The organism is Pasteurella canis, assembly GCF_900454865.1.
GTDB lineage: Bacteria > Pseudomonadota > Gammaproteobacteria > Enterobacterales > Pasteurellaceae > Pasteurella > Pasteurella canis.
In genome coordinates this window covers 577,385-592,613 of record NZ_UGTV01000015.1, presented here as the reverse complement: position 1 = coordinate 592,613, position 15,229 = coordinate 577,385, and the positions used below count along the sequence as shown (strand labels likewise).

The window sequence follows — 15,229 nt, the reverse complement described above, 5'->3', positions numbered from 1 at the left end:
ATTGTGGTTTTCCACATAAAAAGTGAGTGAATTTGATTTCAATCAAGAAAAAGGAAGAAATGTGAAAAAGTGCGGTCAGTTTTTAAAAATTTTTATCTTGCTCATTGGGCTCTTACCTTGTTTCGCCTTCTCACAACAATGGAAAATCGGTATTTTGGCACAACGAGGTATTGCACATACACATGCTAAATGGCAACCTTGGATCGATTGGCTAAACCAACAATTTGAATCACAACATCAATTCTCATTGGTTACTTTAGATTTAAATGATTTAATCGAAGAACAGGCACAGGGGGTTGATTTTGTTTTAACTAATCAAGCACAATTCTTTTACCTCAATAATAATCAAGTGAGTTGGTTAGTCACATTAAGATCTCCTCGCCAAATTGAGCATGCGACAATGGGAAGAATTGGTAGCGCTATCTTAGTACGGCAAGATAGCCCATTTTATCAATTAACAGACCTAAAAAATAAAACTTTAAGTGCAGTTGGAAATAATGCCTTCGGTGGATTTTTGCTAGGATATAATGTCTTATACCAACATGGTTTAATTGAAAACAAAGATTTTCAGTTGAAATACACAGGATTTCCTGTAGACAATACGTTACTTCTATTACAAGAGAAAAAAGTTGATGGTGCGATTGTACCAGCCTGTATTTTAGAAGATCTCGCCCGTGAAGGTGTAATTAAACAAGAGGACTTCCGCCTACTTGCAGGTAAAGAAAATACATTAGGTTGCTTAGTCAGCACAGAATTATTACCTAACTGGTCATTAGCTGCATTACCTCAGGTTCCTGTTGATTTAACATCTAAATTAGTCAGGTTATTACTGAGTGAAATCCCCTTGCATTTACCACAATGGACACCACCTTATTCTACCTCACAAGCAGATACTATCTTACGTAGCCTATATAAACACCCAAAACAAGATTTATGGCAAAGCACAAAACATTGGTTTCAACAATATCGTGGCTGGATCATTTTTATTAGCTTATTATTTTTACTCAATTACCTTTGGATCAGCTTTCAGATCCATCGTAAAAGTAAAGCATTACAAAAAGCCTACCAAGAAATGCGTCAATATGAGCAACAACTAGCCCAAGCGGATCGCCTCAGTATTTTAGGCGAAATGAGTACAGGTATTGCTCACGAAATCAACCAACCATTATCTGCTATTCGTATGTATGTAGAAGGCGTTAAATATCAGTTAAGTCAGCATGCAACCGAACAAAGAACAATTGAGATTCTTGACAAAGTCTTATTACAAGTCGATCGCAGTGCAGAAATCATTCGTAATTTGATGAACTGGGCAAAAGGCAAAACAGACGATAAAACAGAATGTGTACAACTGCAAAAATTATTGCAACGTATTATTAGCTTCATGACATTACAACATCATAAACAACCACATATTGATTTAACTTGTCCATCTTCACTAAAAATTGAAGTTAAATCGACTATTCTAGAACAAGTCATTTGTAATTGTTTGTTGAATGCTTCGCAAGCTCATGCCAGTGAAATTCAAATTGAAGTTAAGCAGGAAGATAACTTTATTTATATTCATATTCTAGATAATGGGTCAGGCTTTGCTCCTGCCGAATTAAAATTTCCATTTGTTCCATTCCGTACCAGTAAAGCCAACGGGTTAGGTTTAGGATTAGTTTTATGCCAGCGCTTAATTCGCTCAATTGAAGGCGAAATTTCTTTACACAATCGTACAACACAATCTGGTGCGGAAGTGATTTTAAAATTGCCAAATAAGAAGGGGGAACTATGTTAATTCATCTTGTTGACGATGATTTAACAGTACTAGATGCTGCTCGTTTTTTATTAGAACAAGCAGGCTATCAAGTACAAACATGGTCAAATAGCCAAGAATTTGTCGATAATGTCCCATTATTTGAACAAGGTATTGTGCTATTAGATATGAAAATGCCACATTTAGATGGTCATCAAGTCCATCAATTTTTACAACAAAACCATAGTACGCTTGCAGTTGTGATTATGACGGCTCATGGTGATGTACCAATGGCAGTACAAGAGTTGAAACAAGGTGCGGTAGACTTTTTACAAAAACCTGTACAATTCAGCCAATTACAATCTGTATTAAAAATAGCAGCAGAAAAAACACAAACAAGCTATGAACGCTATAAAATTCAAAGTTGCTATGCTCTACTGAGTAGAAAAGAACATGATATACTTGAGCTATTAATTCAGGGCTGTATTAATAGACAAATTGCAGAAACCTTAAATATCTCAGTACGTACAGTAGAAGTACACCGCTCGCACATTATGGAAAAGATGCAAGCTCAAACCATTGCAGAACTTATCTATAAAACAGCACAACTTGGAAGTAAAAAATAAGGCAGCATCTAAAGCTGCCTTATTATTTATAGATTATTCAAATCCAATACATCTGTCATATCAAATAATCCATTTTCTTTATTTACCAACCATTTAGCTGCTCGCACGGCACCTTTGGCAAACGTCATACGACTCGTAGCTTTGTGTGCAATTTCAACTCGTTCGCCAATATCAGCAAACCATACACTATGTTCACCGACAATATCACTCGCACGAATAGTCGCAAAACCAATTTCATCAGGCTTACGTTCACCTGTAATCCCTTCACGTGTAAACACGCCATGTGTTTTTAAATCACGCCCTAATGTTTTTGCAATATGCTCACCCATTGATAATGCTGTACCAGAGGGCGCATCCACTTTATGACGATGATGTGCCTCAATAATTTCAATATCGCAATAATCACCCATCACTTTCGCTGCTTTTTCTAAGAGTTTAAAGACTAAATTTACACCTACACTAAAGTTTGAAGCAAACACAACTGGTATTTTTTGGGCTGCTTGCTGAATGTCTCTCTTTCCAGCCTCATCGAATCCTGTTGTACCAATCACTATTTTTTTGTGGTGCTCAACACAAAATTGTAAATGATTTAATGTACCTTCTGGACGAGTAAAATCAATCAATAAATCGAATTGATCTTTCTGGCTAATAAGATCATCCGAAATAGCAATCCCTAACTTACCAATACCCGCTAACTCGCCTACATCTACGCCTACTAAAGAGGAGCCTGGACGTTCAAATGCTGCCCCTAATATAACATCATTTGCTTCTGATACAGCCTGAATCAGCTGGCGTCCCATTCTACCACCTGCTCCGACTACTGCGATTCTTAATGTCATACGATTTTCCTTCCTATCAGAGTTTAATTATTATCTATCTCACTGGATTTTCACATAAAACTTTTTGTTTTTCCACCGCACTTTTTTCTCTCTATTGGCTAAGATCACACAAATAAGATGCACTAACAATTGTTATTGAGTGATTTATTCATTATAAGCACTCATATTGTGCTTATTTAAGCATGCTGAATAGATTCATCTCGGTGAAACCGTGATAAATTAAGTAAGCACCAAACATAAGAAAAATGATACCAGCAAGATTATCAATATAACGACTGTATCTACTATAAAATTGTTTTGCTAAACGACGAGAAAAGAGAATAGAAATGGCATAAAAATAAAGAAAAGTTTCTATTACAATGATAAAAAGTGCAGTTAGTATTTGCCACACTTCAGTTAAGCTGACTAAGATGAGTGACATCACACTAGCAAAATAAATAATTGCTTTTGCATTAGAAAGATTAATCAATAGCCCTTTTAGAATCTCTGCTGGAATTGTGGTATTTTCATTTAATTCTTGTTCAGAATAAGACTCAAACTCTACATTAGTCCGACTATTGACCATTAGCCAGCCTAAATAAGCTAAATAACTGCCGCCTAAACACATAATTATCCCATGAAAAAGAGGGATAGTTGTAAATAAGAGAGCAAGACCTAAAATTGAGGCTAATGCCCAAAAGAAAACCCCCAAGGTAATACCAATGATCGCACAAATCGCATTACGCCGTGAATTACTCGCAGCCACACGACTCACGTAAAAAAAATCTGGACCAGGTGTAATCAAGCCAAAGAAATGCACAATCACTAAATTAAGCATGATATTTCCTAGATGAAAAGATTCAACAGAAAAACAATTAAAATAGCATATATTGCTGCAAGCACATCATCTAACATAATCCCAAAGCCACTTTCTAACTTATGATCAAAATAACGAATAGGATAAGGTTTTAAAATATCGAAAAGACGAAATAAAACAAATGCAGTAATACACCAAAAAAATGATAATGTAGGAATAGCAAGTAGAACAAGGAAAATACCGACAATTTCATCCCAAACAATCGCACCATGATCATGTACGCCCATATCATCTGCAGTTTTTTGACAGAGATAACAGCCAAACCAAAAACAAAGTACGGTTAAAAAAAAGAAAAAACTGTGGCTTAAATAGTGTAATAAAAACCAGCCTAATAAGAGACCAGCTACACTCCCCCATGTACCAGGAGCAGGGCGAATTAAGCCAGCACCAAAGCCGACTGCTAAGAAATGAATTGGATTACGTAGATTAATGCGCTGAATAGGTGATGTCATTTTTATTCATCCAAGGCAAAATGATCGAAACCAGACTTGAGCCCCATTGCTATCGGTACGCCATTACGTTCAAATTTTATCCGTTTTTTATTTTGCGGGCTAATAGCTCGCACTTGTCCAACACAAGTGTATTCTACCCCAATATAGGCTAAAGCACGCTCTAATTTTGCTTTATTACTATCAGGTACTGTAAAACACAATTCATAGTCTTCACCACCAGTTAAAGCAAATTCTTCTGCTTTTGGCAAGCCGAAAATACTAACAAGCTGTGGAGAAAGTGGCAATTTATCAACATCAACCACAGCACCACATTGGCTACGTTCAAGAATATGTCCTAAATCTGCGATGAAACCATCAGAAATATCAATCGCAGAATTAGCTAGTGAAGAAACCGCTAATTCAAGTCCTAATAGGACCCGTGGTGTTGGTCGAAGATGACGTTGGATTAAAAATTCTTCAGTAGAATTAACCGCACTTTTGCCTGCTAATAACAATGATAAACCAGCGGCACTATCTCCTAACGTGCCAGAAACATAAATCCAATCACCTACTTTTGCACTATGTCGACAAAGTGCCTTACCTTTAGCAATGATTCCATGTGCAGTTATAGTGATAGACAAAGGACCTTTGGTTGTATCCCCACCAATTAGATCAACATTATAATGATCCAGTACATCAAAAAAACTCTGGCTAAATTCACTTAGCCATTGCTCATTCACCTCTGGTAAGGTTAATGCAAGAGAAACCCAAGCAGGTTCAGCTCCCATCGCAGCAAGATCGCTTAAATTAGTCACAGCAGCTTTATAGGCTAGATCTGCTGGACTGATTGTTGAGAGAAAGTGAGTATTTTCCACCATTGTATCTGTCGTAATGACCAAGCGCTGATTTTGACGCAATTCAGTAATAGCGCAATCATCACCAATAGAGACAATAACATCTTTACGAGCAGTACGTTTTGATGAGGCTGTGAAATAACGTTGAATTAAATCAAATTCACCATTACTCATAAATCACCTCTAATAATAGTTATTTACGAGATAATGCAGGCGCAACTTTATCTAAAACGCCATTCACATACTTATGGCTGTCATCTGCCCCAAATACTTTTGCTACTTCGATTGCCTCATTGATAACAACTTTATATGGCACATTGAGCTCAAATTTCAGTTCATATACAGCAAGACGTAAAATAGCTTTTTCAATAGGATCAAGTTCTTTAATATCACGATCCAAATAAGGCGTCATCGTTTCATCCACAATTTCCACATTTTCAGCCGTTTGACGGAAGAGTTGACGAAAATAGGAAACATCCACGCCTTTTAAATCTTGATCAGCAATAAAAGCTAATTCAACTTCGGCTGGAGAATTTTGTGATACATACCAAGAATATAAAGCTTGCACAGCACATTCTCTCGCACGACGACGTGGCGAGACTTTTTTTTCTACTTTTGATTCTGTCATCTAAATTACGCCGCATCAATTTGAGCTAATAAATTCACCATTTCTAAAGCTACTAATGCTGCTTCAGCGCCTTTATTACCAGCTTTTGTACCCGCACGTTCAATAGCTTGCTCAATATTTTCTGTTGTTAATACACCAAAGGCTACTGGGATTTCCGCATTCATTGCCACTTGTCCTAGTCCACTACTCGCCTCACCTGCCACATACTCAAAATGAGCGGTTCCGCCACGAATAACTGTACCTAAAGCCACAATCGCATCATATTTCTTTGTTTCAGCTAAACGACGAGCTACTAAAGGTAGCTCATATGCTCCTGGTGCACGTACTAACGTAATATTTTCTTCTTTTACTTGACCAATACGTTTTAAGGCATCAATAGCACCTTCTAATAAGCTTTCATTAATAAAACTATTGAAACGTGCAATGACGACTGCTATTTTCGCATTTGGCACAGCTACTGTACCTTCTAATACTTTCATGTTCTTTCCTAATCTACAATTAATGGATAAAATCGGTTGCGAATTTTAACACAAAATTTTTATTCAATCAGTAGTTATATTGAGACATTTATTCACAAACCTTCAGCTTGGATATTAAGAACAATGACATAATATAAAAACAATAGTGACATGATATTTTTTTACGTTAAAATGGCTACTTTTTATCTATTCAAATATTGAGAGTTCTTATGAAAAATAAAACTTTTGGAAGCGCGCTGCTAGTTGCTGGTACTACAATTGGTGCTGGTATGCTTGCGATGCCGCTCACGTCAGCAGAAATGGGCTTTACTTATACGTTAATTCTTTTATTCATTTTATGGGGATTGCTTTCGTATAGCGCGCTACTTTTTGTTGAAGTCTACCAAAAAGCAGAAACAAAAAATGCAGGAATTGCTACATTAGCAGAGCAATATTTTGGCTTACCAGGACGAATTTTAGCAACTCTTTCACTCATTGTGTTTATGTATGCTATTTTATCTGCTTATGTAACAGGCGGTGGTTCACTACTAGCAGGTGTATTACCTTTTTTAGGTGAACATGCAACATCAATTTCAATTGTTTTATTCACTGTTGTACTTGGCGTGTTTATTGTCATTAGTACGAGTGCAGTAGATATGCTTACGCGTTTACTCTTTGCTATAAAATTAGTCGCTTTTGCATTAGTGTTACTGATGATGCTGCCACTTGTAAAAAGTGATAATTTACTTGCCATGCCATTAAAAGATTTCTTAATTATTTCAGCCAGCCCTGTCTTTTTTACTTCTTTTGGTTTCCATGTCATCATACCAAGTATTAACAGCTACTTAGATGGAGATATTCGTCGCTTACGTATTGCTATTATTACAGGTACGGCGATCCCACTTGTAGCTTATATTGTATGGCAGATGGCAACACACGGAGTTTTCCCACAAACGCAATTCGTTGAAATCTTAAACACAGATCCAACATTAAATGGTCTCATTACAGCGACTTATCAAGTAACAGGAAGTAGTATTATTAGCTCGGCAATGCGTTTATTTTTCACTCTAGCACTGATTACTTCTTTCTTAGGTGTTGCTCTGTCTCTATTTGACTGTTTATATGATTTACTAAAACGAGTAAACATTAAAACAAACCGTATTTCATTAGGCTTATTAACATTTTTGCCACCACTTATTTTTGCTTTGTTCTATCCAGAAGGTTTTGTGATGGCACTAGGTTATGCAGGACAAATGTTTACTTTTTATGGTTTAGTATTGCCAGTAGGAATGGCATGGCGTGCAAGAAAACGTTATCCAGAATTACCATATCGTGTTATGGGCGGTAACATGGCTTTGTTAGGCGCATTAATACTCGGTATTCTGATTATGAATGTGCCTTTCTTAATTAAAGCTGGCTATTTACCTGCTGTGATTGGCTAAATCTTTTCTTTAATCATTCACTTCCTAAAGGGCAAATACACAACATTTGCCCTTTTTTATTTACTTATCTATGTAAATAAAAAAACACGGCGACTCACGATTCCCATCTTCCTTATATCGCTAAAAAATACAGTTAAAGTATATAAATATCATCTACTACTTTAAGTCTTTTCAAGAAAATAAATGAAGCCATACTAGAATGAAAAAATTTTGACAAATTCGAACATTTTTTCATTTTCTTTGTCTTATGACATACTTAAACTACGCTTTATCATTTAATTTGTTTTATATTTTTATTGGAGAAAATGAACAATGAAAAAAAGAAATTTTCTATTAACTAGTATTGCACTCGGATTAAGCATTCTATCAACCCCAATGATCAGTCAAGCCTCATTGCCTACTCATATTGATGGTCAACAAGTCCCAAGTCTTGCGCCAATGCTAGAAAAAGTACTTCCTGCTGTTGTCTCAATTTCAGTCGAAGGCAAAGCAAAATCCAATGGTCCAGCACAATTTCAGGGCATTCCCGAAGAATTTCGATTTTTCTTTGGTCCTGATATTTTTAATGATCGTGCTCCTCGAAACTTCCGTGGTATTGGCTCAGGTGTCATTATTAACGCCGAAAAAGGTTATGTATTAACAAACAATCATGTTATTGATAGTGCAGATAAAATTACTGTCCAGTTACAAGATGGTCGAGAACTTACTGCAAAAGTCATTGGAGCTGATGAGTTATCTGATGTAGCACTGATTCAAATTGAAAAACCAAAAAATTTAACCGCACTTACTATTTCTGACTCAGATAAACTGCGTGTAGGGGATTTTACTGTGGCAATTGGTAATCCATTTGGTCTAGGTCAAACTGTTACATCTGGTATTATTTCAGCATTAGGGCGCTCAACTGGCTCAGATAGTGGCACTTATGAAAACTATATCCAAACAGACGCAGCAGTGAATCGAGGTAACTCTGGTGGTCCATTAATCAATTTACAAGGTGAGTTAATTGGTATTAATACTGCTATTATTTCACCAAGTGGTGGGAATGCAGGTATTGCTTTTGCTATTCCAATTAATATGGCAAACAATCTCGTACAACAAATTCTTGAATTTGGAGAAGTTCGTCGTGGTATGTTAGGGATAAAAGGTGGTGAATTAAATGCTGATTTAGCTAAAGCATTTGACATCGAAGCACAACAGGGTGCTTTTGTCAGTGAAGTATTACCAAACTCAGCTGCCGAAAAAGCAGGCTTAAAAGCAGGTGATGTTATTATCGCTATGAATGGTCAAAAAATTTCAAGTTTTGCAGAAATGCGTGCAAAAATTGCCACATCAGGAGCAGGTAAAGAAATTGAATTAGCTTATTTACGTGATGGTAAAAAACAAACGACAAAAGTTACTTTACAATCTGATGATCAAACTCAAGCAGATGCGAGTACTTTACTTCCTGCATTAACAGGTGCAGAAATGAGTAATTATGATGAAAAAGGGTTAAAGGGTGTCGTCATTACTCGTGTTGCACCAAAATCCATTGCAGAACAACGTGGACTGAAAAAAGATGATATTATTGTCGGTGTTAATCGCCAAAAAGTGGAAAACTTAGGGCAACTCCGTAAAATTCTAGATACTAAACCATCTGCAATTGCACTAAATATTGTTCGAGGTGAAAATAATTTCTATTTATTGATTCAATAACAATTCATAAATACAAAAAGGACAGATTAATCTGTCCTTTTTTAATATGCCTTGGCGTTTTACTTAAATCGACTGTAATATTTAATTATCTGTTAATAGCCCAAACCTAAGAAAAACAATACGACAGCCATTAAAATTTGCTCTTCAGGAATAGCCTGCCCATTTAACTTCAACGCATTATTTTCAAGCAATAATCCTAAATTTACTGATTTTTCTGAATCGACCAATACACCTTGTTGGATTGCCTCTTCAAACATGACATTTACCATTTGTTCAGCAGCTAACATGGCCTCTTCTTTTGTAACACCATTAGCTTCTTCAACCATTGCGACTAGTTTAACTAAAGCGTTTTTATTTAAATCAATATTCAGTGCTAATTGCTTGAATAGTTCTAAAACTTTACCTTGCTCTAGGACATCAAAATTACCGCTAGCCATTTCAATGATAAGATTAGCTTTAAGATCACCCGCATCTGTTGTTAATTTTAACGGATCAACTTGTAATAATGGTTGATTCTGTAAGATAGTTTTAGCTAATGCTTGAATTTGTTCTTCTGGCAAAGGCTCATAATCTGGATTCTTATCAAGAATAGCCAATAGTTCATTCATTGCTTTACCATCTAAATTTTCAAGCTTAAATTTAGCATCTAAATCACCAACTGTTTTACCATTAACTAACATTTCTGGTGCCTTAGTAACTAATTCATAGTTAACCGAAGTATTTTCTATTTTAGTATTCGCATCGAAAGACATGTTTCTATACTCTAAATTAAAATCTCTCATGTCTCGTTCAGTAAGAGAAACTCGGAAACTATCAATCAATGCACTTTGTCTACCTGCTGGAATATGCTCCCATTCACTGCGTTGTAACTCACTATCAATTTTAATATTATTTATTTCAACAATCGCTTTAGAAGAATCATCTGTATTATCAACAACAAGTTTTAATCCTTCGATAATTGCTTGTGATTTACCAATGCCACCTTCGGTTACTTTATCAAACTTCAGCTCAATCCCTTTCCATAAAAGATCTGCATCAATCAAGTCGAACTTAACTGGCGCAATTTTTGCCTGACCACTAAAAGTCGAATCATAACCAATTTTAATTTGACTCTCGAATGGATTCTTACCTTGTGCATAATCGAACCATGCTTGAGTTTCTTCATTTTTCACAATACGATCATTACTTGAAAGTAATGTTGGCACAAGATCAAATTTAGCAACACGATCTAGTGGAAATGGTCCATGATACAAAGTACCTTCAAATGGAACTTTCACTTGGGTATCAGGCAGTTTTACAATGAAATCATAAGTTACATTAGAGCTAAAAATACCACGCTCAATCGACAGATTATCAAATTTAATCTCACCACCTGCAGATTCAAGGCCTGCAAATTGTGTATTAATTAAAGTAAGATGTTCCTGTGCTTTTTCTTCTACTGATTTGCCCGTGTACCAAGCACTTCCTGTCCAAACAGCACCAAGCGCAACAATAACACCTAAAGCAACTAATGATTTTTTCATAAATAAATTTCCTAAAATAAAGGTTAATTGAAGTGCTTAATCTATCATAAATCATGATTGTATAGAATATATTCTTCATAGTTTATTCGGCGATAAAATGCATTGTTTTCTATATTAAAATAAATTTTTATATTTCCTCTTGAACTTTTAGCTTTTAACCTCACTTATTACAGCACAAACAAACTGAACAAAATATGACAGAAATGAATATGAAAAATTTTTCTTTTCATCACTTGAAATACAAAATTTCGTCCTTATTTTGGAAAAACAAAGCGAATTAACGAATTTACTAGGAGAAAATAAAAATGGGAAAAATTATTGGTATTGACTTAGGTACAACAAACTCTTGTGTGGCTGTTATGGACGGTGGTACACCACGTGTCATCGAAAATGCAGAGGGCGATCGTACTACTCCGTCAATCATTGCATATACACAAGATAATGAAACATTAGTGGGACAGCCAGCTAAACGCCAAGCTGTTACTAATCCAAAAAATACGGTATTTGCTATTAAACGTTTAATTGGTCGCCGTTTCCAAGACGAAGAGGTACAGCGCGATGTTAACATTATGCCATTTGAAATTGTTGCTGCCGATAATGGTGATGCATGGGTCGGTGTAAAAGGTGAAAAAATGGCACCACCACAAATCTCTGCAGAAGTATTGAAAAAAATGAAGAAAACTGCAGAAGATTTCTTAGGTGAGCCAGTAACTGAAGCCGTAATTACAGTACCTGCATACTTCAACGACGCTCAACGTCAAGCTACTAAAGATGCTGGTCGTATCGCTGGTTTAGAAGTTAAACGCATCATCAACGAACCAACAGCAGCAGCACTTGCTTATGGTTTAGATAAAGGTCAAGGCAACAAAACTATCGCTGTTTACGACTTAGGTGGTGGCACATTCGACTTATCAATCATTGAAATCGATGAAGTTGGTGGCGAAAAAACTTTCGAGGTATTAGCAACTAACGGTGATACTCACTTAGGTGGTGAAGACTTCGATAACCGTGTAATTAACTACTTAGTTGAAGAATTTAAAAAAGAACAAGGTGTTGATTTACGTAATGACCCATTAGCAATGCAACGTTTGAAAGAGGCGGGTGAGAAAGCGAAAATTGAACTTTCTTCTGCACAACAAACTGATGTGAATCTTCCATACATCACTGCAGATGCAACAGGACCAAAACACTTAAACATTAAATTAACTCGTGCAAAATTAGAATCACTTGTTGAAGATTTAGTTGCTCGCTCATTAGAGCCTGTTAAAGTGGCATTAGCAGATGCAGGTTTAAGTGTGTCACAAATTGATGATGTCATCCTTGTTGGTGGTCAAACTCGTATGCCACTTGTGCAACAAAAAGTTGAAGCATTCTTTGGCAAAGCACCTCGTAAAGACGTGAACCCTGATGAGGCAGTGGCTATCGGTGCGGCAGTACAAGGTGGTGTATTAGCGGGTGATGTGAAAGACGTATTATTGTTAGACGTAACCCCACTTTCATTAGGTATCGAAACTATGGGTGGTGTGATGACAACTTTAATTGAGAAAAACACAACGATTCCTACTAAGAAATCACAAGTGTTCTCAACTGCGGAAGACAACCAAAGTGCGGTAACAATTCACGTCCTTCAAGGTGAACGCAAACGTGCGGCAGACAACAAATCTTTAGGTCAATTCAACCTAGAAGGTATCAACCCTGCGCCACGCGGTATGCCACAAATTGAAGTAACTTTCGATATCGATGCGGATGGTATTATCCATGTATCTGCGAAAGATAAAGGTACGAACAAAGAGCAAAAAATCACAATTAAAGCGTCTTCTGGTTTAACAGATGAAGAAATTCAACAAATGGTACGTGACGCAGAAGCGAACGCTGAAGCAGACCGTAAATTTGAAGAATTAGTTCAAGCGCGTAACCAAGCAGATCATTTAGTTCATAGTACACGTAAACAGTTAACTGAAGTGGGTGACAAATTATCAGCTGACGATAAAGCACCAATTGAAAAAGCGGTCTCTGACTTAGAAGCAGCTGCGAAAGGTGAAGATAAAGCGGAAATCGAAGCGAAGGTTCAAGCATTAATTCAAGTGTCTGAAAAATTAATGCAAGCGGCTCAGCCACAGCCTGATGCGCAACCGCAACAAGCACAAAGCGGAAAACCAAATGATGATGTGGTTGACGCTGAATTTGAAGAAGTGAAAGATAACAAGTAATTTCATTTTCACAAAAATCGAAGGGCGTAGCGATACGCCCTTTCGGTCTATTAATCAATCAGCTATTTTTCTTTACCTTATTGATAAAGTAAGGTAAAGAAAAATAAATCTGGAGGATAAATGTCCCTAATACTCTACCCACTTGTACAAAAACGTCTTAATAACAAAATTGCTAATGAGGTAATTCCCTCACTATGGCAAGAGAACGCGAAATTATTACCTCAAAATGCATACTGTTATGGCGTTTATTTTAATTATGAGTCGGATAATCAAGCTGACTATGATTTTGCAATTGCGACAGAACAAGAAGTGAAGACAACCGTCCCCACTATTGAAATTGAAGATTTAAGCTTCTACGAAGTATTTCGTTGTAAAGTAGATGAAATTTATCAAACTTGGCAACTTATTTGGAAAAAAGAGCAACAAGGTTTGCTAAAACGTGCTTATACAGTAGATTTTGAAAAATACTATCCAGATAATTCAGTGGCTATTTATATCTCTGTTGTACCACATTGTTAAGCTAGAATATGCAGTAAAACTTTTCAAAAAATGACCGCTCTTTTGCTTATATAAAATAACATTATTAACAATCAAGGAAAAATACAATGGAATTTGCGACACAATGTTTACATGCAGGATATAGCCCGAAAAATGGGGAGGCTCGCGTTCAGCCCATCGTACAAAGTACGACATTTACTTATGATTCTGCAGAAGAAATCGGCAAGTTATTTGATTTACAAGCGGCTGGCTATTTCTATACACGCTTGTCTAACCCAACAACAAATGCAGCAGAAGAAAAACTGACCGCGCTTGAAGGTGGAGTGGCAACAATGTGTACTGCCTCTGGTCAATCAGCGGTATTTTACGCAATGCTCAATATTTTAGAAGCAGGCGATCATTTTATCTCGTCTTCTTATGTCTATGGAGGTACTTACAACTTATTTGCTCATACCTTCAAAAAAATGGGCATTGAAGTGACGTTTGTGGATCAAGATTTACCACTCGAAGAATTGAAAAAAGCAATTCGTCCAAATACCAAAGCTGTATTTGCAGAAACTATCGCAAACCCAGCATTACGTGTATTGGATATTGAAAAATTTGTTGCTCTTGCAAAAGCATCACAATCACCATTATTAATAGATAACACGTTTGCAACCCCATATTTCTGTCGTCCAATTGAATTTGGTGCCAATGTAGTGATCCACAGTACATCAAAATATCTAGATGGTCACGCAGTCGCACTTGGCGGTTCAATTACTGATGGCGGTAACTTTGACTGGAATAACGGCAGATTCCCACAATTAAGTACGCCAGACCAAACCTACCACGGTTTAGTTTATACCGAAACTTTTGGTTCTGCCGCTTATATTGTAAAAGCACGCGTACAATTAATGCGAGATCTTGGTGCAACCCCTGCTCCACAAAATAGCTTTCTACTCAATTTAGGGATGGAAACTTTAGCAGTACGAATGGAGCGTCATTATGAAAATGCACAAGCTGTCGCAGAGTTTTTAGAAAAACATCCACAAGTAGCCAAAGTGAGCTACCCAGGTTTAACAAATTCAAAAGATTACGCATTAAAACAAAAATATTTACCAAACGGCTTATGTGGTGTGATTTCTTTTGAAATTAAAGGTGGTAGAGAAACAGCAGCAAAATGGTTAAATGCATTGAAATTAGTTTCTCGCGAAGTGCATGTAGCTGATATTCGTACTTGTGCCTTACACCCTGCAACCTCAACTCATCGTCAATTAAATGAAACCGAGTTAGAAAATGTGGGTATCTCAGCAGGATTGATTCGTCTTTCTTGTGGTATTGAAAGTATCAAAGATCTTTTAGCAGATTTAGAACAAGCGTTCGAAGCAGCTAAATAATTAAAATAATCAGGGCAGAAACACTTCTGCCCTATGTTAGTGCAGACTAAAGCAATAA

General features: G+C 36.5%; 14 protein-coding genes. 7 read left to right on the top strand and 7 right to left on the bottom strand.

Annotated features, from left to right (window positions below):
* The first annotated feature begins 61 nt into the window (after positions 1 to 61).
* Both DYE19_RS03415 and DYE19_RS03410 read left to right on the top strand, forming a co-directional pair.
* The gene (locus DYE19_RS03415) at positions 62 to 1,780 is read left to right on the top strand and encodes a sensor histidine kinase (RefSeq protein WP_115322616.1); all 1,719 of its coding nucleotides are present in this window, start codon (positions 62 to 64) and stop codon (positions 1,778 to 1,780) included.
* The gene (locus DYE19_RS03410; protein WP_115322615.1) at positions 1,774 to 2,364 is read left to right on the top strand and encodes a response regulator; all 591 of its coding nucleotides are present in this window, start codon (positions 1,774 to 1,776) and stop codon (positions 2,362 to 2,364) included. The genes DYE19_RS03415 and DYE19_RS03410 overlap by 7 nt, the downstream gene beginning before the upstream one ends.
* Before the next feature lie 26 nt (positions 2,365 to 2,390).
* On the opposite strand, the gene dapB is transcribed toward DYE19_RS03410, so the two are convergent.
* The 6 genes from dapB to ribH all read right to left on the bottom strand — a co-directional run bounded on the left by dapB (position 2,391) and on the right by ribH (position 6,451).
* The gene (dapB, locus tag DYE19_RS03405) at positions 2,391 to 3,203 is read right to left on the bottom strand and encodes a 4-hydroxy-tetrahydrodipicolinate reductase (protein ID WP_115322614.1); all 813 of its coding nucleotides are present in this window, start codon (positions 3,201 to 3,203) and stop codon (positions 2,391 to 2,393) included.
* A gap of 172 nt (positions 3,204 to 3,375) precedes the next feature.
* A complete protein-coding gene (locus DYE19_RS03400; protein WP_115322613.1) occupies positions 3,376 to 4,020 on the bottom strand; it encodes a homoserine/threonine efflux transporter in 645 nt (214 codons plus the stop codon).
* A gap of 8 nt (positions 4,021 to 4,028) precedes the next feature.
* Positions 4,029 to 4,517 carry a phosphatidylglycerophosphatase A family protein gene (locus tag DYE19_RS03395; RefSeq protein WP_224046399.1) on the bottom strand — a complete coding sequence of 163 codons (489 nt, stop codon included), beginning with the start codon at positions 4,515 to 4,517 and terminating at the stop codon, positions 4,029 to 4,031.
* Positions 4,514 to 5,518, bottom strand: a complete 1,005-nt coding sequence (gene thiL / locus DYE19_RS03390; RefSeq protein ID WP_049214175.1) for a thiamine-phosphate kinase — start codon at positions 5,516 to 5,518, stop codon at positions 4,514 to 4,516. The genes DYE19_RS03395 and thiL overlap by 4 nt, the downstream gene beginning before the upstream one ends.
* Positions 5,519 to 5,537: 19 nt before the next feature.
* Positions 5,538 to 5,972, bottom strand: a complete 435-nt coding sequence (nusB, locus tag DYE19_RS03385) for a transcription antitermination factor NusB (protein WP_115322611.1) — start codon at positions 5,970 to 5,972, stop codon at positions 5,538 to 5,540.
* Between the two features lie 5 nt (positions 5,973 to 5,977).
* The gene (gene ribH / locus DYE19_RS03380; protein ID WP_115322610.1) at positions 5,978 to 6,451 is read right to left on the bottom strand and encodes a 6,7-dimethyl-8-ribityllumazine synthase; all 474 of its coding nucleotides are present in this window, start codon (positions 6,449 to 6,451) and stop codon (positions 5,978 to 5,980) included.
* Positions 6,452 to 6,660: 209 nt separating this feature from the next.
* Between ribH and DYE19_RS03375 the strand changes: the two genes are divergently transcribed.
* Both DYE19_RS03375 and DYE19_RS03370 read left to right on the top strand, forming a co-directional pair.
* Entirely contained in the window at positions 6,661 to 7,872 is a 1,212-nt protein-coding gene (locus tag DYE19_RS03375) for an aromatic amino acid transport family protein (protein ID WP_049214167.1), read from the top strand.
* Positions 7,873 to 8,184: 312 nt separating this feature from the next.
* Positions 8,185 to 9,564, top strand: a complete 1,380-nt coding sequence (locus DYE19_RS03370; RefSeq protein ID WP_115322609.1) for a Do family serine endopeptidase — start codon at positions 8,185 to 8,187, stop codon at positions 9,562 to 9,564.
* Positions 9,565 to 9,656: 92 nt separating this feature from the next.
* On the opposite strand, the gene DYE19_RS03365 is transcribed toward DYE19_RS03370, so the two are convergent.
* The gene (locus DYE19_RS03365; protein WP_115322608.1) at positions 9,657 to 11,087 is read right to left on the bottom strand and encodes a YdgA family protein; all 1,431 of its coding nucleotides are present in this window, start codon (positions 11,085 to 11,087) and stop codon (positions 9,657 to 9,659) included.
* A 305-nt stretch (positions 11,088 to 11,392) separates the two neighbouring features.
* Here DYE19_RS03365 and dnaK point away from each other — a divergent pair, with 305 nt between their 5' ends.
* From dnaK to DYE19_RS03350, 3 genes are all read left to right on the top strand, one after another.
* Entirely contained in the window at positions 11,393 to 13,297 is a 1,905-nt protein-coding gene (gene dnaK, locus DYE19_RS03360; RefSeq protein WP_115322607.1) for a molecular chaperone DnaK, read from the top strand.
* Positions 13,298 to 13,417: 120 nt separating this feature from the next.
* Positions 13,418 to 13,816, top strand: coding sequence for a GyrI-like domain-containing protein (locus tag DYE19_RS03355; RefSeq protein WP_115322606.1), 399 nt, complete (start codon positions 13,418 to 13,420; stop codon positions 13,814 to 13,816).
* Between the two features lie 86 nt (positions 13,817 to 13,902).
* Complete coding sequence (locus tag DYE19_RS03350) at positions 13,903 to 15,171, top strand: O-acetylhomoserine aminocarboxypropyltransferase/cysteine synthase family protein (RefSeq protein WP_049214159.1); 1,269 nt, start codon at positions 13,903 to 13,905, stop codon at positions 15,169 to 15,171.
* Positions 15,172 to 15,229 lie beyond the last annotated feature (58 nt).

What these genes read in the sequence shown, in the direction of transcription:
- DYE19_RS03350 (WP_049214159.1), top strand. Translation starts at nt 13,903, where the DNA reads ATGGAATTTGCGACACAATGTTTACATGCAGGATATAGCCCGAAAAAT.
- dnaK (WP_115322607.1), top strand. Translation starts at nt 11,393, where the DNA reads ATGGGAAAAATTATTGGTATTGACTTAGGTACAACAAACTCTTGTGTG.
- nusB (WP_115322611.1), bottom strand. Translation starts at nt 5,972, where the DNA reads ATGACAGAATCAAAAGTAGAAAAAAAAGTCTCGCCACGTCGTCGTGCG.
- DYE19_RS03410 (WP_115322615.1), top strand. Translation starts at nt 1,774, where the DNA reads ATGTTAATTCATCTTGTTGACGATGATTTAACAGTACTAGATGCTGCT.
- DYE19_RS03365 (WP_115322608.1), bottom strand. Translation starts at nt 11,087, where the DNA reads ATGAAAAAATCATTAGTTGCTTTAGGTGTTATTGTTGCGCTTGGTGCT.
- DYE19_RS03400 (WP_115322613.1), bottom strand. Translation starts at nt 4,020, where the DNA reads ATGCTTAATTTAGTGATTGTGCATTTCTTTGGCTTGATTACACCTGGT.
- DYE19_RS03370 (WP_115322609.1), top strand. Translation starts at nt 8,185, where the DNA reads ATGAAAAAAAGAAATTTTCTATTAACTAGTATTGCACTCGGATTAAGC.
- dapB (WP_115322614.1), bottom strand. Translation starts at nt 3,203, where the DNA reads ATGACATTAAGAATCGCAGTAGTCGGAGCAGGTGGTAGAATGGGACGC.
- DYE19_RS03355 (WP_115322606.1), top strand. Translation starts at nt 13,418, where the DNA reads ATGTCCCTAATACTCTACCCACTTGTACAAAAACGTCTTAATAACAAA.
- DYE19_RS03375 (WP_049214167.1), top strand. Translation starts at nt 6,661, where the DNA reads ATGAAAAATAAAACTTTTGGAAGCGCGCTGCTAGTTGCTGGTACTACA.
- ribH (WP_115322610.1), bottom strand. Translation starts at nt 6,451, where the DNA reads ATGAAAGTATTAGAAGGTACAGTAGCTGTGCCAAATGCGAAAATAGCA.
- thiL (WP_049214175.1), bottom strand. Translation starts at nt 5,518, where the DNA reads ATGAGTAATGGTGAATTTGATTTAATTCAACGTTATTTCACAGCCTCA.